Below are 19,643 nucleotides of genomic sequence, written 5' to 3'. Positions count from 1 at the left end.
TATATACCATACTTAAACCTACTATTTGGGCTGGCGAAACGAAGCGATCATGAGCCCTCCTATGAGCGTACTAAAGCCTAATGAAGTAGGTTGTGCCCATTGACCTTGCGGAATGATCAGCAATCCGAAACTCAGAAGCATCCAGGGTAAGACCTCCCCTGACTGCAATCGTTGAACGGCAGCGAGAGTGATTTTCGCACAAAAAATTAATCGTATAAATATGACAAGTAGTCCAAATAAGGGTCCCATTTCGCCGATCAGTCGTCCCCACTCCCCTTCACTAATTAGAAATGTAGTACCACCGGTCAGCAGCATACTGCCCACGTTTGTCCCCATTCCCATGCCATAACCAAAAAATGGCTGGTCGACGCTACTACTCAGGGCTTCTACCAACCCACCCAGGTACCGGTCCAACAAAACCCCTTCTACCCCCCCTTCTACTTTATTTGCCACTTCAAAACGGCTCAAAAATGCCTCTGTAGCGGTTTGGAAATAACTCAGATTTTGCAGAAAATACAAAGCGACTGTAATGACGCCTGCTGCTACCACAATCCGTACTAGAGATTTAGGCTTATTCACCATCGCTAAGCAAGCGAATAGCACAGAAACCCCTATTTGAAAAAACAAACCACGACTGATCGATAGTGGAATGGCCATCAGCAAACTAACTGTACTAGCTAGTAACAATAACCGATTGACCTGTTTGAAAGAAACCCAGAAATAGACAATATATGCCCCTAAAAAACCGTAGAACATGCTTGTTCCGTTGGTAAACGAAAAAGTAGCAGATGGCCTGAAATACCCCAGCGCTCCGGAGAATCCACTGCCCGATTCATCTCCCCCAACCCCCCGGTTCACCCAGGCAGATTGTGGAGAATAAAACTGCAGGGCCAGCAGCACAGTCATAGGAATGGCAAGCCACAAAATTACAATGCCCAGTCTGATCACATCCTGCCGATTAAAAATACGGCCAATAACAAACATCAGGGGAAAATGCAGGAAAATACGGGCACCAAATAAAGCAACGAAGAGGTTGCCGTGTCCAAAAAGCAATGTTGTTAAAATCCCAATTAACGTTATGGTGATTATAGCGAACGTATAAATGTTAGGAGGAAATAAATATTTTTTCCAAGTGTGGTAAATCAACCACATGGCAATAGGATCACGGACAACCAACAAAGGGGTTGCCAATGGTGCTAAAAACCATTTCCTTAAAGAACCTTCAAAAATTAATAATAGAAAATAAAACCATATTCCAATTTTTAAAGGTTTAATATCAATTTGGTCAGTTTGACGTATTAGAGCAAAAGGTTCTTGTATGGCAATTGTTTCCATATAATCACTGACTAATCAGCTTTTATTAATTCTTATAAACTTCAATTTAGCCTTATACAGCCTGCGCTAACTTCTTCTACCAAGTTAGTCTTATTGTTGACTCATTTTTGACTATACATTCTATTGTCAATCCTCTATCATTCTGCCCATCAGTATTTGTTCCAACGCTTTGATAAGTCCTCAGTTATCACAAAGGGTAACGCCCCTGCCCGATGGCCCTGTTTGTTTTCGCCAGAACCGTTACAATACCCCACCGTAAGCCACTACACTTGACGGATGCGGAACAAACGATAGCACATTACTGCGAACGGTATCGCAATAGATGCACCACGAATTTTGATTCGAGTTCCCAGCGTCCTTTCATCAGTGCCTAATGGTAAAGGTTGCTGGTTAAAGAAACCCCTTATTAGTATAGACCTGACTTATCCCCAATGATATGCCGCTTATGTCCATTTACCTTCTTATGACCATCGTAACCTTTGGGTACGACACCCCACTCACTACACTTAACACTCTGTGAGTCAACCACACCGACACTAGTTAAAGCTTCTCGTTTCGCTTTTTGTCCTCGACGTTCAACCAACGCTTTGTTAAGTCGTTCCCAAGTCCCATCGTTGCACAACTTCCAGAAGTAAGAGTAGCAGAAGCGCCAAGGTGGTAAATCATTAAGCATTTGTCGCCATTGACAGCCTGTTTTAGTCAGATACAGTGGAGCATTGAGAATAACCCAAAGCGAATACTTGCGTTTGTCAGCTAAAATTTCTTGGATAACTTGCCAAGCAGAATCAGTCAGGTCTGTGGGGTATATCTTTGGTCGGATTACCCCATAAAATAGGCTGATTTTGTTTTTTCAGTGTATTACCCCGTTTTTAAACAGGCTCTTAATGAAAATTATCTAATTGTGTAGACCTTTTATAAACCTCTTTTTAAGTGTTAAATATAGTTATAAGTTAACTCAATAAGAACTAAAAACTTTGTTTATTATACCACTTAACAAAAATTTTCGCTTTCAATATTTAATCATGTGACTAAGTTTCCTTGTTAATATGTATAGTGGAGTTACCTTTTTTGATAGATTGAAAGTAGGTGGTAACGATATATCATTGTTATCAACTGCCCACTCTACGTATTTATTTTTTAAGTTTACAATTAAATGAATAGCTAAATTTTCAGATTTCAGATCATTATAGCCCTCCCTACATATAAATTGATCTTCATTAGTACAATAAGATGGCCCACTTCTTCCAAATAATAAAGCCCAACATGTTTGTTCGGTTAGCCAGAGATAATCATACACATCTGGAAGTGAGAGGTAATGTTCGACAAAATCTAGATCAAATCTACTTGAATCATAAGAGAAATAACCTGCATTAAAATTAGTAGGTATTGACCAATGATATTTAAACAATATTTTTTTTAGCTTTAGAGAAAAAGCCGTTGTAAAATCTTTTAAAAAAACGTTTCGATCTTGCTTAAAATAATCTTCACAATTTTTTATATATATAATATCAGAATCACTATAAGTAAATCTAGCATTAAACTTTTGGGCATGTAGTGGTATGTCTATTAGCTTAAAGCCAAAAGGACTCTTTTCTCTATACTGGCGGCAAATTGGGTAGTTCGTGAGCGCACTGTTAACAAAATCTTCCCTATCTACGCGAGTAATAATAATAATATTCACAGAAAGTGCCTTCAATATATCAGTGTCATCATCTGTCAAGGAGCCGTCATCAAAAATTATTAGTTTTTGATCCGAGCTGAGGAATCTAAGTAACCTGGGTAAGGTCACAAGAGCCATATTTATATCACGATGGCATAGTAAAGTATATACAGTTTGTGGTACCATTGTTTGAAAACCTTTATTGTTTTGAACGTCCGTACAGTTTAATAATTGTAATACTAAAACTGAATAATTTATGCTTGTCCTGTAAAGTTTAAGTTAAATTTATGTCATCAAAATCTTAATAATATTCTTATGCCATATATGTATAAGGTAATATATCTTTTGTATTAAACCTATACTTAGTACAATCCCAATTTGCCAATTAATCATTCACATTAACTCGCCTACTATGGAAAATCAATTTGGATGGCATCCTTCACGTAATAGGGAATTTAAAATAATTGAATGAGAAATAAGACGCTATCAAAATTAACAATATTTTAATTGGTAAGATCTAATAATTATATTCTCAAAAGTTATCCGACCCAAGGCCATCCTGAATTCTGGTAATCATTATTAGGATAGGCATATAACTTAGGCAAAAAGAGTAAGGTCATAAGCTGATTTCTTCAATACTGTTAGAGACAAACGTAGATTTCCCTACAAGCTACCGAAGAAAATTTTCACAATATTTCATTACATAAATTGGCATAACACAATATGGCTAATCTATAACTGCACTATATTAGACATCAATAACCTTGACAGATGTTTGAACTAATTCTTAATAGATATCATTGTACCTACACTAGAAACTTATCATAATCACAAGGTTTAAGTTTTTTAAAGTATTGGGAATGAATTTCATTATTGGAAAAATTTTAAAAAAATTAGTAAACTACTTTAAAATCATTCAAGCCAAACTTTGTTTCAAAACTACTCATAATACTATCAATTGATAAATTATTTTCTGCATATGAACGAGCTGTTTGCTGTATTATAGTCGGATCACTTTCTAGTGCTTTCCAAATTCCCAGAATTAGAGATGATTGATTTTCTGGTTCAACCAAAATACCAATATTATTTTTATCAATCAACCTATACAAACCAGACCTTTCATTTGCCGTAACGACCGCCACTCCTCCTACCGCCAGAATAGAGGTTAATTTTGACGGCATAACCAAATCAGAAGCACCCATTTTCTGTATCACCAAATGTACATCGGCACAGTTAAGGAATTGATTTAATTTTTCAGTGGGCTGCAGCGGTAGAAACATAATGTTGGTCAATTGCAAACTCGTAGCCAGGTCAATTAGCTTTTGTTTATACGGACCAGAGCCACAAATGACGAATTTTAATTCGCGCCGACACTCAAACGTTTTAGCAAGGTCAAGGATGGATTCAAGTCCTTGTTTTTCGCCGATAGCGCCCGAATACAGAATAATACGGTCGTTATCCTTAAAGCCGAAATCGCGTTTTAGCCTTTCTTGATTCGGAATAGGATACAGCATTTCTATGTCAACCGAATTAAGAAATAGATTAACATCTCGCCTTGTTTTTTCCCGTAGCTTCTGGACCATTTCTTCACTTATCGTCGTAATGAAATCACAACGCCGAAGTATAAATCTTTCTATTTTGAACAATATATCAATGATAGACTTCGATTTAATCATGTTTAAATCTCTGGCTGCCTCAATTTGCATGTCCTGTATGTGATATAGCAGTTTAGCCTTCTTTATTTTTTTGTAGAATAGTCCAGGCAGACCCACAAGAAACGACGGTGCAACCGTCACGACCAAATCCATTCGTTTCTCAAACAGGAGTTGCAAAAGTTTTAGACTAGCCGTGAATAAAAAGGAGAAATCCAACAACATTCTTTTGATCCCTGAAGGTTTGTGCGGGATATACATCGGGCAGCGGTGAACCGTTATACGGCCACCCGAGTCAAACGTTTGTTGTTCCGTATTAAACCAATTTTTTTTATGAGCATAAGCCTCTGTTACTTTCCACTGCGGATAATAAGGATAAGCAGTAATTACGGTACAATCATACCCTCTTCTGGCAAGCCAGTAAACCATTTCCCCGCTGTACTTACCAATTCCGGTATACTCTGGGTAATAATTATATCCTATTAATAGTATCCTTTTCTTCATCGCGCTTTCATTAGGACCAGAGAAGTACGGAACATATCAAACTTCATAGGAGCAAAATTATGCCCGAAGGCAACCATTCTGCCTACTCATTTTACATGATTGATGCAGCAATTTCTCAACCCTATAAAATGCTCGTCATTTAACCTTCAAAATTATTTCTTTCGATATAGCCTGCCCCTTATCGTTGAACGATGAGGCTTTCAGAAAGACCGGTTTTCTGCGGTCAACCACTGACGTATCGGCCACAAAAACAACGGCTGCCTTTCCTGACTCGTCTGTGAAATTATTCGCTACATTCTTTAATAAGGAATAATTCTTTTTCACGCCATCGATATCCTGATAAACTTCATAATCGATACGGGTACCTATGCTTACCGTACCTGTGTTTCTGACCAAGTAGATAGCAACCGGCGTCTGTGAATTTGGCAAAACAAACGAGCTATCGGGTTCCACAAAAATATTATCCGGATAAGCCCTTAAGGGTGTAAAGGTAAATAGCTTAAAGGCATTCGGGTTGTTCGGCAAATAAGCCCTGATAAAATAAGGATCGACCCGGTTACCAACCCGCAGATAAAGCTCACCCTGGCCTGATTGATCCAGTTGAACCTGAAGCGGAGCCTCCGCCGTTGGAAAAGCAGTCCCATCGCTTAAAATGCCCAGATTGTTGGAAACCACTAACTGACGAATAACTGGATTATTCGATTTTAAATTGATCTTCAGAATTGTTTGTCCATTCGCACGCACCGTGTCTGATCCCGTTATAGCAATCGTGATCGAATCGGTGAGCGGTATGCTGGTAGCCAACGTCACCTTCACCATATCCTGGTAGGCCCCGCTCCCATTACCCACCAAAGCTGATACATAATAATCCCCGCCCGTGGCCGGTACAATCCAGTCGGTGCTGGCTTCGCCTTTCTCATTTACCCGAACGCTGTAAAGTGTCGCACTATCCGAAGAAGCAAATTGACCACCGGTACTTCTAAACGTGATTGTTTTGTATTCTTCACTGACGGATGGGCTGACTTTAGCCGTAAATCGGTAGGCCGTTCGTCCGTCGGCCAAAGCGTTTGCCGGAACGGTAGAGCTTAGCATTATAATCGGTTGCGGAACCTCATTTAGGGTTTTACAAGAAATGACTAAAACAACTTGAATAAAAAAGACCAAACCAACTAAAATAGGTCTCATAATTGATATTTTATGTTAAATAATAACTAGCCCACATCTTACAATCAATTCCGGTTTTTTCGTTTTCCGGCATTACTTATTATTCTGGCAGCGTTAAGATCACACGTTAAACTCAACCCGAATAAAGGTTTTAGCGTCGATCGACTTACGGTTGGGTTGATGTCATTCATTCTGACAAACATAGCACTCGCACCCAATTTCGTTACGCTGTTAAACCGCACCCCTACACCTACTACGAAATTACCTAAAAACCGGCCCAGCGAATTTTTGAATCGATAGGTATCGAAACCTCCCAACACTTGGGCAAAACCCAAATGCATGTTGAACGATTTGTAAAAGCGGTAAGGAGATTTAAAATTCTGCAGAGGGACCCGTTTATTGACAGGGCTAAAATAAATATTGATGCCTTCCTGAATTGCAAAGTAAGTATTGTTGCCAATGGGTCCATCCGAATTTTTATAGGGATTGTACGCCATCAGTAGCCCCAGATCGAGCGAAACATACGGACCCGCTCCGGCAATGGCGTCAAATTCTGCGACACTTGCCAACACAAAACTTTCTTCGGTGTAGGCTCGTACCAGTACATCGGAAATCTCAGATTTCAAAAGAAACAATTGTTGGGTAGTTCCTGCCAACGCCTTTTGTGTTTTTTGCAATTGACTCAAAAACAACATTACTTTTTCAAGAGCATTCACTTCAGCAGTGGTAAAAACCCGGCTGTTATCAGCCTTTGTAAATTCATTGGCTTTCAGCACGCCAACTATTCCGATCAGGTTTTGTAAAATAGCCGGATTGACGGTCAATGTGCTGTCTTCCAGGCTACCGGTTTCTTGTAGTATCTGTTGGCGAAAAGCACTTCTATCCGACAGGATCGATTGTAGATAAAGTAAAGGTTGTTGGAGAGTTGTCTCATCCTGAGTAGCACGGTCTTTTAAAGAGGACAACGCTTGTCTTGAATACGTTGACAAACGAATCGCACCCGCATTCAAATCTGTCAATTTAGGAAGAATTTGGGCATAATAAGTGTCAAACCCATCCAGACTCATTGAATCGATCGCTTCTCCAAGTCGCCGTTTTTGCGTATACTCAGCATTATGTAAATTAAGCAATCTGTAAGAGTAAAGGTTCAAGTTGGTTTTGTACTTTTTAATATCGAATGGTTCACTCAAACCGTCCACCAGGTTATTTTCCTGATTAACTTTAGACGAAAGCTCAATCAACTCATCATATACACTGTTTAAATCATCCAAATTGAGAACTTTTTCTTTCGCTAGAGCAGCCGTTACTTCCCGATTTATTTCCTGTTTTAAGAATTTAATATCTTGAGTAGAAATACGATTATTGGTTAAGGTAATAAATCTGAATTTATACGGACTGTTTGGACGTAAAGGACCCACTTCTGAAAAGGCAAATTCTGTTTCACCTTTCTTTACCAAATATTCACGAACCGACTCCAAAATCGGATCATTTTTATATTTCTCTGTATAATTCACCTTTTTGGCGAAGTATCTATCGGCGCGTGCTTTATCCAGAGGGCCATATTTCAGAATAACTTTTCTTGTCGAGTAAGTAAGTTCGCCCTTGATTGTAAAAGTTTCATCGAAAGGTAGCGAAGTACTGAATGCTCCGCTTCGCACATCGATTTCAACAACCGGCTTTAGCAATGATTGGGAAAAAACATTCGTAAATAAACATACGATAACCAGTGTAAAAAACAATTTCATAAGTTGCTTCTGAAAGACCGAAGAAAAATGAAAATTTTGAATTTCGAAAAAATATAATACAATAAAAAATAGAACCTATTCTATTTATAGCGAAATAGAAAATAGTAACAAGTCTGAAATAGCTACCAACCTAATGGATTTCTAAATTTAGAGAATTTTGGTGTAAGTTGTAGCTCGTTCACTAAGAATAATACAAATTTTATTTAAATTATGTGTTCGGAATTGTCTGTTAATAAGAAATGTATCAAAACCGATTTATTTGTTTATGCAAATTATCATATACGGATTAAAATTTTAACTATACTTATCAGAGCAGCTCTGATCGATTACTTCAACAGGATACTTTTACCGGCTTCGGTCAGGTGATCATTTTTACAGAATTTTCCTGATCACGTCGGCTAACTCCTGACCATACATAGTCCAGGGGCGTTTGCGTGCTGTTTCCATAGCGTTTCTTCCAATTTCAGCAATAACTTCGGGGTGATCCCGCAATTCTTCAATAACTGCCTGCAGGGCGTTGGTGGACCCTGCTTCGATCAGCCAGCCGTCATGACCATGCGTGATCAAATCCGGTCCGGCCGTACGATCCGTTGTAATCACAGGCGTACCCTGGGACATCGCTTCCGTGATAACCAGTCCGAAGCCTTCGAAAAGAGACGGAAAAACCAACACATCGTGTTCGCGCATTAGCTCCAGAACCCGGTTATGGGGTAAAGACGGAATCCAGTGATGTTTAGCCAGGGCGGCATCCAGGGCCGAGCATTCGCCGGTTGGTTTCCCCCCTACGACCGTCAGAGAAACATACCGGCCCAGCTTCTCGACGACTGAAAAAAGGTCGGCAATTCCTTTTCGCTGGGATAAACCGCCTACAAAAAGCAATTTTAAGGGTTTATGCCCCGAAATGGGTGAATAAATCCGGAGGTCATTTACGGCTGGAAAACCGTAAGGAACCACGTGAATCGGAGGAAGCGTACCGGGAAAATCGGCCAGGGTCCGGGCCGTAAACTGGCTGGCCACAAAAATATGATCGGCCAACCGAATCTCTTCATCCTTCCGGGCCAGCTTTTTTTCCGAATCACGAAAGCCGGTCAATGTGGCAGCCCACTCCGGCCATCGTTCCCGCTCAACCTCCAGCAATCGCCGGGCTGCCCGCCAGTAGCCAATCGGCAGATCATACAGGCACTGCAACCCCAGATCCTTGGCTTCTCGGAATGTAAAAGCCGCTCCATCCTCATAAGCGTAAACAGCGCTAACACCTTTTTGAGATGCAGTTTTCAGACCAGCCGCCACTCGCCTATCAAGGTTGTGAAATACCGCATCGACCGACAAAAGCCCCGTTTCGTGTCTCGTTAAGCTGACGATACCCACCTTTTGGGCAATCAGTCGCCCCGCTTCAAGCCAGGGCCAAGTTCGGGTGAGTGGTTTCAGCGCAGAATCAAATCGCCTACGTCTAAACTCGGCGAAAGGACCTAAGGTACTTATACGATCAATGATATCCCCCGGAAAACTAGCAATAGCAGTAGTAAAACCAGCCAGTAAGCCAGCGTTTACCAGACCTCCCCCTGCCGCTCGTACGTTCGCATTGCCAAGTGGATGATTAACTACTACTTTCATCAGAAATTGCTTGTTTAAAAGTTTCCAGATACCGGTGGGCTACCACATCGGGTCGATGTGTCGAAAGATGATAGGGTGCCGCATCGAGCAGTTGCTGTTCCAGAGAAGGATTACCCAATATTTTTTGAATGTTAGCAACTAAATCCTCAACATTTGCCCGTCGAAAAGTCAATCCCGCTTTACCAACAGCGTCCGGCAAACCACCACCGTCTGAGACTATAGGAATACAGCCACAAGCCATTCCCTCTAAAGCAACCATACCGAAGGGCTCTTCCCAACGAGAAGGCACCAACATAAACCGGTGCTGATTCAGACAGTGTACCAGTTCTTTATCCCGCAGTGATCCTGTGAACAAGACATGATTACTCAGACCTAATCGGGCAGTTTCTGTTTCCAGGAACTCCCGTTCAGGTCCATCCCCGACAATAGTCAGAGAAGGAATAGGTGAAAGTCCGGGTAGTTGGTCCCTCATTACCAAAAGATAATGAAAAGCCTGAATAGCAATATCAGCACCTTTGTCGGATACTAAACGGCCTAGAAAAACAAAATCTCGAGAGCGGATTATTTCCGGATACTTCTGAAAGATAGTTTCCTGATAGGGATTTTCGATCACCAGCGAAGCAGGCCAACATCGCTCTCGTACCGAATTACTAACAGCTATCACCCGACGTGCTTTTTGTAGCCAAAGGAATTTCAGACGATCTTGCCAACCCATACTACCATCTGGACGGGACAACCAGGTGTGTAAGGCAATCACAGAAGGGCGACGAAAAAACAAGTTAGGCCAGGCCAGCCGGAGACTTACATTATTTTCGAAAACAAGATTGGCACGGGCATGCTCACGAAACAAAGTGCGTCGATCCGGTTTTCTGATAACGGCGAATGGAAACTTTTTTTCTTTTGAATCCATTGACCACGTCAATAGACGCACTTCATGGCCCGCTTTAGCAAAAGCATTCGCCAAGATCTCGGAGTTTGCCTCTATGCCGCCGATATCTGGATAAAATTTATGACTGATAAACAGGATTTTCAAAGTCATTGGAAGTTGCTATAAACATTGGATAACATACCAGTCTATTATTACACATTACTTATACCTATAATCTAAACTACAATTCTTAAGCGTAGATTATTATTACAAAATAATTCTCCAAAACTATATATTTCACAAGCGGGCTAGCAGAAATTTTAAACAGACCTCCACATCAACATTGTAATAACTACTTTTTTCAAAGTACAAGGAACAAATATATTCATATTAAATCTTTAAATCTAAAGCATAAACATTCGCTATTGATTGAAGTTGTAGAGAGTTATACACTAAAGATACATTTGATTTAGCCTCCCAATAGGCACATAGTTTTGGAGAGAGAAGTATAGCAGACTTCAATTCCTCTGAAAAAAAACCTATTTCAGATGGACCCACGGTAGAGCTAAAACATGGAGCTGCTACCGGTATACCATGTGATAAAAAGGCAGCAACACTACCGCTCTTTCCCAATAAGTGCCTTGGAACGGAAGTTATTCCAAGTGAACACTTTTGCAATTCTAATGATATGAATTCAGGCTCTAGAAAGCCTGTTTGAGAAATTTTACCGGTGAAGTTTTTCAGACTAGATACTGCCAAAGTAAATTTATTCATACGGTTTGGGTCACCACCAATCATAAGCAATTCTAGCCGAATTCCTTCTTTACTAATTTCATCCGACATTTGACTTATAAATTTTAGCACCTCCGCTCTATCATCTATCTGACTAAATATTCCTATACAAAACGAGACTGGATCTTTCTTTACGGTGATTGAATTTTTAAAAATAATGTTCGAGAATAAAGGCAATGGTTTAACACTACAACCAATTTGTTGCAAATCAGAAAAGTAAGACGGTAAATGGGTATGAACAACAGAAGGTTTAATTGTATTAATTAGTTGTTTGATCAAAGCTTTCTGCAAAGGTGTATAAAATCGCCGCTTCCAATTTACACCTGGTTCAACTCTAACCCATAATTCATGAAACATAATATGCCATCTTCGCCCTTTCCCTATTTTAGATAGTTGCTTGCCCAAGCCAACGGGAAGTCCCTTTGGATGAAACGAAAAAGGAACAAACTGTAAACTGATCCAATCCGGATCAAATGTATTTATGCAATCTTTTACGTGTTTTAGACGGTTAAGTTCTGATTCATCCGCCGGAATCCGTAAAACAGTAATTGCCACGTCTTCTGCATACTGCTTTCCAAAAAAAGGTGTTTTAACAAACGGATCGTTCATAGAGATTAGCACAACATTGAGACCCATCCGAACCAACTCACCAGCCAATAACCTTGCATAATCTCCTACGCCATTACGCCCAGGCTCGAGAGAGCCACAAAGAAGTACAATCTTCATACGTTCAACCGCTGACCAATTTTTCGCGCTGGCACTCCCGCCCATACCTCATTCGGTAAAATCGATTTGGTAACAACTGCACCAGCTCCCACAATAGCGCCGTTTCCTATTTCAACACCCATAAGAACAATTACATTACAACCTAACCAGACATCGTCTCCTATTAATATCACTTTTTTTGGAGCAGGTTGCTTGCCTATTAACTCCCCGAGCTTTGTGCCATGATTGTGATCAATAAACCTACAGCCTGACGCAATATTTACATCGTTTCCAATTATAATACGCTCGGTACAATTGAATTCACAATAACTTCCAATAAAGACACGCTCACCTATAATAATAGATGGACCAGGTTGCCAAGGCCTATCATACTTTATGTGTATACCATGTTCAAGTTTACAGTATCCTCCTAAAGCAACCTGATGAGGCCAATTAATCTTTATAGGAGAAATACCAACCCCTTTGCCTATCCTCATACCTAATAATCTAAACCATAGTATACGAAAAAAGGCAAAGAAACTTGACAAATAATGATGTCGAATTTTAAATAGAGCTTTCTGCAAATATTTTTTCATAAGCTGCGATAGACGGTATTCTAAATATATATCCAAATAATGATAGACAAAAGCTAAATTTTGACATGATTCGAATTCATAACTATTGATTTACAGATATCAACAATCATCATAGACACTTTTTCCCATGTTAGTTCAGAAACGAAGTCTCTTGCTTTAGTTCCAAAATCAGTTAATTTCGATTTGTGTTCTAATAAATATCTAATTTTATTTTCAAAATCTTGAGCATTTCCAGTCTGGAAGAGTAAACCATTGGTATAAGGAATGATAAAGTCTTTTTGACCGGAATTATCAGAGGCAATGGGAACAAGCCCCATTGCCATCGCTTGTGTTAATGCTAACGATTGGCCCTCAAAATATGAAGGCATTAAAAAAACATGCGCATTCGAATAGAGTTCCGACTCTTTCTCATATGAAAATTTTTTTACAAAATCAATACGGCTCCAAACGTTTTTATCAAAGCCTTTTAATATCTCGTCTTTACTTAAGCCAGTCCCCGCAATTAAAAGACTTATGTCTGAAAACTCATTCAGTAACCGATTAAATACATTGTACATTAAGGGCGTACCTTTTCTTACAATCCAAGTTGCATTATATAAGAAAGTAATACGAGTCCGATCTTTATTGACTATTTTAAATGGATAGTAACCATTCTGATAAACTGAAACTTTGGATGGGTCAATCTTTTTATTATTAATTAAATATTGCGAATCTTCTTGATTAAGTACAAGTACTTTGTCTGCTTTTTTAAATCCAAGGTTATTAGAATAAAACTTCAACTTTCCAGGAAGCAAAGTTGATAGTTTAGAATTAGTTCGATATCCGTATTTACCGGCGACTAGCCACCCTCTTTCTTCAACACCATGACTGAATACAACTAGTTTGTAATCTCCACCTACAAAGAAACCAGCAAGGGGTTCATGAACCAAAAGAATGTCACATTTAATATTTAATTGATTTAAATACTTGCGTGCACTGTAACCCCAAAAAAATCTATGGGTACTAGAATTTACTTCTGACAACCCAATGTGATAAAACTCATGACCATCTTTCAAAAATGAATTACGCCACCAAGAAGCGACTCTACTCATACCTGATTCATAGTTGAGGTCAATTCTTGCTACATGTACTACTACCATTTTTTCAACAATTAAAAGGTAAGAAAGATGTCTTAAAAAAATACTTATAGTGAGTACCGCATCAACAAAAATGACTAAAAAGAACATTTAAAAATAGGCAATACTTTAATATAACCAACTCTCAAAACATTCTAATAACAAAATAAATTCAAGTTAAATGTATGAAGCAATTCATACTGGCTAAATTTTTGAGGGAATTAAAGCTTGAAGATTACTGCAAAAGTGTTGTCAGACACAAACTATCCGATAGTAAAAACAACAAATGTTTGTATAGTTACAAAATAATATACATCATTTAATACTTTAAACTGAGAGTAGATAAACCTAAATTAATTACACATAAAAAAAATGATTACTTTAATTATATGATGTAATTATTACCATTTCTATTTAAGTATTTTATTATACTAATAAACACAATCAAGCCCTTCTGTAAAAACGAGCGATGAACGAGGCAAGTGTAATAGTTAACTTTTTATATTTTATTCGATTATTACCAAAAGTTTTGATTGGCCCCAAAGTATTTTTCCAAAAGTTTTTGTCTGGTGTACTAGGTGCATTACCCATTAAAACACTGCGAATATATTGTTTCTTCCATGGCTTAGGCGCCCCTAAAGCATGAGACATTGTAAAACCGCCTGCAATAAAATCCATTCCTTCTGGCCCGATTTCACTAACTGGAGAGTTACTACACATTGCTGTTATATTAAGAGCATCTTGATCTTGAGCATAAAAGATATATGTTCGATCAAAAGAGTGCTTCCATTGTCCAGGTGTTAGTTTGAAATACTTGATTCCAGCATTTGTAATTTCTATCCAATCCTTTAAAAACTCTTTATTCTCTTTCGATACACCACAAAATCCACCATTTATATACGAGTGCATTTGTCTAGTTATTTGGCGGTTTGCCTTTTTTATTACTTTTTCCCACTCTTTTCGAAAAGGATGTGTAGGAGGCATGTCATTACTTATACTCTCATGAACCAATGCAACGCCATGACCCATCCAAGTCTCAAAAAAATCCCATTTACATTTTATTACTATATCAGGATCAAAATATGCAATAGCGTTTGAGTCATTTGCAAAGCTTTCCCATAAGCCAAGCATAAAATTAGGTTTGTAATTCGTTAAATGGTACTCATTGTTTATTGGCAAAAACAGAATTTGGAAGTCATCTGTTACTTTTAATATCGACGCACCAGGCCACTGTGAAGTTGAACAGTCTATCGCATTACCTGCCCAAGTCGGTAATGGTCCGCGGTAACCTGCATAAATTACACCACGATAGCCATAATTGTAGAGAGAGTTGGCTAACGCTGCAACTCCATGATGAAAATGACCTTCAAATAATGTACAAACGACAGAGCTCATTTTTGAATTTACAAATTAAATTTTAGCAATCTTTACAATGCTATAAATAACATACATAGATACTTGTATACCAGCTACAAATATATTAAATATTAAAATTCCAATGATAGATGAAATATCAAAAATAGTCACACCAATAACTATGGCAAGGATTTCAATAGAAATAGATAGAATAGGATTTAATGTCCAACCCCTACTAGTACACAAGCTAAATGCAATACCAGCCACTAAACTTAAGCATGCTCCAATACTACTAATTACAACTTCATTATTTAAATTTTTATAGTTGTTACCAAGAATCCACAATACGTCTGTTGAAAAAAAGTATATGAATATTACTATTGCCATGCAAATTAAAAATAGTAAACATATTATTTGTAGATATCGAAAAAGAATCAGCCCTTTATCACCATTAAGCCGAGAGAACCTCGGGACAATAAGAGTGTTGAATAATGTTGAAAATAATGTTAGTACCATTGCGAGACGACTTAAACCACCAATCGTTGCAATCATAGACATGTTTCCTACTAAAGAAATCAACCAAACGGAAATTTGACTTGAAAAGCAATAATATATAGAGCCCGGAAGTATGCGTTTCACTACTTTTAAAACCTCTTGCTTAACTTGATTAGATGGCGGTTGCTTAGTATCTACGTATTTTGATAATGATTTACGAAGGTTAACATTAGCCCATATCTGCGGAAGCCCTGATGAAAATAAAGCAACAAAAGCCCATGGAAAAACAAATACTGTACTTATTAAAACAAAAAATCGAATTATATTAACAATAATTTGATTTCGTTGTAATAAAGCAATATCCTGGTGAAGCTTGAAAACTGTTTGAAGAATAGAGTTGGATAAATTGGCGAAGAAAGCAGGTAGAATTGATCCAACTATCAAGAGTGTCATTGGCCAGTTTATATTGTGATGGCGAAGCATAAAAAGCAAAATTGGTATTGATATTATTACGCTTCCAATAGCAAACTGACTCTTTAGATGAATACCAGTTGACAATACGACTCCTAATTTTTTATAATCTATCCATACTTTACCCCCTTGCGACATTATTCCAGATGAAATTCCGCCATCAGCAAGAATGGTCATTGTACCTAGCATAGTATTTGCTAAGGTATAAACTGCATATTCTTCAGTAGGCAAAAACCTAATTATGAAGATTCCACTAATCAGACCAATGCCCTGAACTATTGACTGGGATAGTCCAACGATTGTGAAAAGCTTCCCCCATTTGAATATCGTGTCATATTTAATAGTTAAACCTATATATTGAATCACTGTTTTCATCATTTTGTAATTCAAACTAACATCAAATTTAATGTTAAATATAAGCTCTTTTTAATTTATTGCGATTATTCTTTGCTTTATTATCGATCTTGTCAGACGTCTGAGAATTTGGCAAAGCATTAAAAATCACCTTTGGATTAGTAAGTAAACCTTCTTGATATACTTTATTGATAGAAGTTACATCCTTATAAGTAGTAAAATTATATCTAACTACAATTAATGAATGATCTACAAAATCGTGTAAGACGTAAACATCTTCGGATATGTTAACAGAGGAGGAGCAAATTATTACATAATCAAAACCCTGTTTAAGTTTCGATATTAGAGAGGGAATTTTATGAGACATAAGTAGTTCCGACGGATGATCAACAGCTTCACCCGCAGAAATAACGGATAGATTTGGAATATTATCTGGATACTGTATAAAATCAACAAATGAATGATTATCCGAAGAAATGTAATTGGAGACGCCTGCACTTTGTGATAATCTCAACGCATTTTGAAGAGAAGGTTGTCGCAAATTTAATTCCACCAAGATTACTTTTTTACCTGCTTTTAAAAGACTTAAAGCTAGATGCACGCTAAAAAACGTTTTTCCTTCGCCCGATTTTGAAGAAGTCACCATCAACACTTTAGATTTTTTAAATTCTTCTGAATACAAAATCTTTGCTCGTATTAATTCAAATTTATTTAACACTGCGTTCTGTAAATTATAAGTCATATTCTTTGCCTTTTTAAATTTAAATGCATCAATCTCAACAAGTGATGGTATAGTTGAATAATGAGCAAGATCAGAACTACTTCTAATTTTATCGTTTGTAAATTCCTTTATATAAATGTAAGCAAAAGGAATACTTAATCCCGACAGAACTGCTACTAAATAAACTATCAGTTGTTTAGGGCTTACTGGATTAGGATCGGCCCAAGCGGAATCAACTATTTCCGAATCAGGCACGATAGCAGATTTCGCTATTGTAGATTCCTCTCGTTTTTGTAGTAAGAATAAGTAGATATTTTGACGGATTGATTGTTGTCTATTTATTTCTAACAAGTCACGCTCCATTGTAGGCACTTTATCAACCTTTGATCTGAATCTTTCAGAATTAGCCTTGTAGTTTTCGCTTTGAATAATTAAACCATTTTTTATGTTTTTTAAATTTTCAAGAATATTTTGCCTTAAGTTAGAAATTTGATCATTGATACTTTTTACCAAAGGGCTGTTTGGTTTAACCGTCCGTAAAGTATTTTCTCGTTGCAATTGTAGCTCATTAAGTTTATTGATAAGATCCATAAGCGTCGGATCAGTAATTCCAAGACTGCTGGGTACTAACTTATATTGATTGGGAGCTTCGTTCAAGTAGTTCTCGATTGACTCTAAAATATCAATCTGGATCGCCCACTCTGACATATTTTTTGTATATGCATCTGCCTGAGCAACATAACTTGCTGCTTGACTATTTATATCGGTTAGTTCATTAGTACGTTTGTACTGTTCAACTCTTCGTTCTACTCCAGATAATGATTTTGAAAAATATCTTAACCGTTCATCTAGAAAGCTAATCGTATTGTTAATTACCAGATTTTTAGTTTCAAATGAACGTCTTTCATATATTTCCATTAACTTATTTAATATGCTAGTACCTCTTTCTGGGAACTCATCTATTAGTTGTAATTGAAGTAGACTGGCTTTTTCAGAAAATGGTACAACTTTTAATACTTTTTTATATTTAGAAATTAATTCGTTTATTCCGTTTAAATAAAAGACTATCTCATTATTGATATGGGAAGTCACATTCGGGTTTGCCAAGATAGTGAGTGTACCATAACCTACTTTAACCTCTTGACCAAACTTATGCAAAGTGGTTTTTCCATCGTCATCGGATAATAGAAAATGATTCCCTGATTTTATCAATATGGTAAACCGTTTCCCTAATGACATAGAATCTAGTTTAGTTCCTACAACTTTAATTGGGGAGTATTTACTGTATATTTCCTTGTTATTAATTTCATAACTAATTGACAATGAAAGCTCTTTTAACGTACTTCTTAATAAATCATCTGACTTTAACAGTTCTACTTCGGTTTCCAGACTACTTAATGGATCAAAGTTAGCCGTCCCATTTAATGCAACAAAGTTTGAAACAGTCGGCAAAGGAAGGTTGGTTTTAATTAAAACTGAACTCTTGACCGTGTATTTTGGTGTACTTAAGTACTTAATATAAACAAATGCTACCATAAAGCATATTAATATGCTAAATAAAAATATGCGCCAACGGCTGGCATAAACAGTCATAATTGACTTAATATCTTTTTCTCCTTTTATTTCTGAATTTATAGGAAAAAGTTCTCTATTATCGCTCATCGTGTAAAATTAAGGATAATTATTGTAATTGTTGATACCAGCGTAGCTACCGAAGTTATTATCGAAAACGGATTTGTCCCTTTCCCTTTGATAACATCTTCTGACGGTTGTACATAAATAATATCATTTTGTTGGAGATAAAAATAAGGGGAATTTAATGCCTCTTTATTCGTTAAATCTATTTTAGCTGTGCTTCGTAAACCTTCAAGCTCTCTAATTATCATAATATTTTTTTTGTCTCCCAAATCTGTCACATCGCCTGCATAACCCAACGCTTCTATTATGTTTATCTTAGCTCCTGGTACGACTATTGTCCGTGGAGTACCGACTTTCCCAATTACAGTTATTTTAAAATTTGAGATACTTACATTTACAATTGGATCTTTCACGTAGTTGTCAGATATATATTTTGTTATCTTATCTGTCGCTTCTTGAGTTGTTAATCCAGAAAGTTTTACTTTCCCAATTAGTGGGAATCGAATATATCCGTCTTTATTAACTGAATAACCTGTAACGACCCCTTCAGATGATTGTGCAAGACTACTGTTTAGTAAATTATTAGTCTCCGCATTTGTACTCATTACCTTAATGCTCAATTGATCATTTGCTCTTATTCTGATTTCAATGTCATTTTCTATCGGCCTTGATTGCTCATATTCGTGTTTTATGTTGTTAAAATAAGTGACACTTTGAGAGCTTTTGCAAGAAGCAATTATTAAAACAAAAGAAAATAATAATATCTTCATTCCAATTTTTATCAATTTCATTATTTACCAATTAATTGAAGTAAAATCTAATAAAAAGCAAAAACATTCAATCAACTCTATATTAACA

The 19,643-nt window shown here is 37.3% G+C and carries 15 protein-coding genes; all 15 read right to left on the bottom strand.

The genetic code is table 11. The annotated features are described in order from the left end of the window. Positions 1 to 21 precede the first annotated feature (21 nt). Positions 22 to 1,335, bottom strand: coding sequence for a hypothetical protein (locus tag ACO2Q8_RS07545; RefSeq protein WP_423344177.1), 1,314 nt, complete (start codon positions 1,333 to 1,335; stop codon positions 22 to 24). A 406-nt stretch (positions 1,336 to 1,741) separates the two neighbouring features. After that, complete coding sequence (locus ACO2Q8_RS07540; protein WP_423344559.1) at positions 1,742 to 2,128, bottom strand: transposase; 387 nt, start codon at positions 2,126 to 2,128, stop codon at positions 1,742 to 1,744. A gap of 216 nt (positions 2,129 to 2,344) precedes the next feature. Then, positions 2,345 to 3,181: a hypothetical protein gene (locus tag ACO2Q8_RS07535; RefSeq protein WP_423344176.1), complete on the bottom strand. Its 837-nt coding sequence runs from the start codon at positions 3,179 to 3,181 to the stop codon at positions 2,345 to 2,347. Positions 3,182 to 3,888: 707 nt separating this feature from the next. Further along, positions 3,889 to 5,151 (bottom strand): WcaI family glycosyltransferase, encoded by a 1,263-nt coding sequence (locus ACO2Q8_RS07530; RefSeq protein WP_423344175.1) that lies wholly within the window; start codon positions 5,149 to 5,151, stop codon positions 3,889 to 3,891. A 135-nt stretch (positions 5,152 to 5,286) separates the two neighbouring features. After that, positions 5,287 to 6,336, bottom strand: coding sequence for a hypothetical protein (locus ACO2Q8_RS07525; protein WP_423344174.1), 1,050 nt, complete (start codon positions 6,334 to 6,336; stop codon positions 5,287 to 5,289). Positions 6,337 to 6,380: 44 nt separating this feature from the next. After that, on the bottom strand, positions 6,381 to 8,060 hold the full coding sequence (locus tag ACO2Q8_RS07520; RefSeq protein ID WP_423344173.1) for a hypothetical protein: 1,680 nt from the start codon (positions 8,058 to 8,060) through the stop codon (positions 6,381 to 6,383). A gap of 372 nt (positions 8,061 to 8,432) precedes the next feature. Then, on the bottom strand, positions 8,433 to 9,674 hold the full coding sequence (locus tag ACO2Q8_RS07515) for a glycosyltransferase family 4 protein (protein ID WP_423344172.1): 1,242 nt from the start codon (positions 9,672 to 9,674) through the stop codon (positions 8,433 to 8,435). Continuing rightward, positions 9,658 to 10,713 (bottom strand): glycosyltransferase family 4 protein, encoded by a 1,056-nt coding sequence (locus ACO2Q8_RS07510; protein WP_423344171.1) that lies wholly within the window; start codon positions 10,711 to 10,713, stop codon positions 9,658 to 9,660. Before ACO2Q8_RS07510 ends, ACO2Q8_RS07515 begins: the two co-directional genes overlap by 17 nt. 219 nt (positions 10,714 to 10,932) lie before the next feature. Then, the gene (locus ACO2Q8_RS07505; protein ID WP_423344170.1) at positions 10,933 to 12,060 is read right to left on the bottom strand and encodes a glycosyltransferase; all 1,128 of its coding nucleotides are present in this window, start codon (positions 12,058 to 12,060) and stop codon (positions 10,933 to 10,935) included. Then, a complete protein-coding gene (locus ACO2Q8_RS07500) occupies positions 12,057 to 12,635 on the bottom strand; it encodes an acyltransferase (protein WP_423344169.1) in 579 nt (192 codons plus the stop codon). Before ACO2Q8_RS07500 ends, ACO2Q8_RS07505 begins: the two co-directional genes overlap by 4 nt. A 53-nt stretch (positions 12,636 to 12,688) precedes the next feature. Next, positions 12,689 to 13,861 (bottom strand): glycosyltransferase family 4 protein, encoded by a 1,173-nt coding sequence (locus ACO2Q8_RS07495; protein ID WP_423344168.1) that lies wholly within the window; start codon positions 13,859 to 13,861, stop codon positions 12,689 to 12,691. Positions 13,862 to 14,194: 333 nt separating this feature from the next. After that, on the bottom strand, positions 14,195 to 15,145 hold the full coding sequence (locus ACO2Q8_RS07490) for a hypothetical protein (RefSeq protein ID WP_423344167.1): 951 nt from the start codon (positions 15,143 to 15,145) through the stop codon (positions 14,195 to 14,197). Between the two features lie 15 nt (positions 15,146 to 15,160). Beyond that, positions 15,161 to 16,447 carry a lipopolysaccharide biosynthesis protein gene (locus tag ACO2Q8_RS07485; RefSeq protein WP_423344166.1) on the bottom strand — a complete coding sequence of 429 codons (1,287 nt, stop codon included), beginning with the start codon at positions 16,445 to 16,447 and terminating at the stop codon, positions 15,161 to 15,163. 34 nt (positions 16,448 to 16,481) lie between these two features. Then, positions 16,482 to 18,809, bottom strand: a complete 2,328-nt coding sequence (locus tag ACO2Q8_RS07480; RefSeq protein WP_423344165.1) for a GumC family protein — start codon at positions 18,807 to 18,809, stop codon at positions 16,482 to 16,484. Continuing rightward, complete coding sequence (locus tag ACO2Q8_RS07475; RefSeq protein WP_423344164.1) at positions 18,806 to 19,576, bottom strand: polysaccharide biosynthesis/export family protein; 771 nt, start codon at positions 19,574 to 19,576, stop codon at positions 18,806 to 18,808. Before ACO2Q8_RS07475 ends, ACO2Q8_RS07480 begins: the two co-directional genes overlap by 4 nt. Positions 19,577 to 19,643: the final 67 nt, after the last annotated feature.

Origin of the sequence: Larkinella sp. VNQ87, from assembly GCF_049445795.1 — a bacterium.
Lineage (GTDB): Bacteria > Bacteroidota > Bacteroidia > Cytophagales > Spirosomataceae > Larkinella.
Note: the sequence above shows the minus strand (reverse complement) of the source record. Positions and strands in the feature narration are given on the sequence as shown.

What these genes read in the sequence shown, in the direction of transcription:
- ACO2Q8_RS07545 (WP_423344177.1), bottom strand. Translation starts at nt 1,335, where the DNA reads ATGGAAACAATTGCCATACAAGAACCTTTTGCTCTAATACGTCAAACT.
- ACO2Q8_RS07535 (WP_423344176.1), bottom strand. Translation starts at nt 3,181, where the DNA reads ATGGTACCACAAACTGTATATACTTTACTATGCCATCGTGATATAAAT.
- ACO2Q8_RS07530 (WP_423344175.1), bottom strand. Translation starts at nt 5,151, where the DNA reads ATGAAGAAAAGGATACTATTAATAGGATATAATTATTACCCAGAGTAT.
- ACO2Q8_RS07525 (WP_423344174.1), bottom strand. Translation starts at nt 6,336, where the DNA reads ATGAGACCTATTTTAGTTGGTTTGGTCTTTTTTATTCAAGTTGTTTTA.
- ACO2Q8_RS07520 (WP_423344173.1), bottom strand. Translation starts at nt 8,060, where the DNA reads ATGAAATTGTTTTTTACACTGGTTATCGTATGTTTATTTACGAATGTT.
- ACO2Q8_RS07515 (WP_423344172.1), bottom strand. Translation starts at nt 9,674, where the DNA reads ATGAAAGTAGTAGTTAATCATCCACTTGGCAATGCGAACGTACGAGCG.
- ACO2Q8_RS07510 (WP_423344171.1), bottom strand. Translation starts at nt 10,713, where the DNA reads ATGACTTTGAAAATCCTGTTTATCAGTCATAAATTTTATCCAGATATC.
- ACO2Q8_RS07505 (WP_423344170.1), bottom strand. Translation starts at nt 12,060, where the DNA reads ATGAAGATTGTACTTCTTTGTGGCTCTCTCGAGCCTGGGCGTAATGGC.
- ACO2Q8_RS07500 (WP_423344169.1), bottom strand. Translation starts at nt 12,635, where the DNA reads ATGAAAAAATATTTGCAGAAAGCTCTATTTAAAATTCGACATCATTAT.
- ACO2Q8_RS07495 (WP_423344168.1), bottom strand. Translation starts at nt 13,861, where the DNA reads ATGTTCTTTTTAGTCATTTTTGTTGATGCGGTACTCACTATAAGTATT.
- ACO2Q8_RS07490 (WP_423344167.1), bottom strand. Translation starts at nt 15,145, where the DNA reads ATGAGCTCTGTCGTTTGTACATTATTTGAAGGTCATTTTCATCATGGA.
- ACO2Q8_RS07485 (WP_423344166.1), bottom strand. Translation starts at nt 16,447, where the DNA reads ATGAAAACAGTGATTCAATATATAGGTTTAACTATTAAATATGACACG.
- ACO2Q8_RS07480 (WP_423344165.1), bottom strand. Translation starts at nt 18,809, where the DNA reads ATGAGCGATAATAGAGAACTTTTTCCTATAAATTCAGAAATAAAAGGA.
- ACO2Q8_RS07475 (WP_423344164.1), bottom strand. Translation starts at nt 19,576, where the DNA reads ATGAAATTGATAAAAATTGGAATGAAGATATTATTATTTTCTTTTGTT.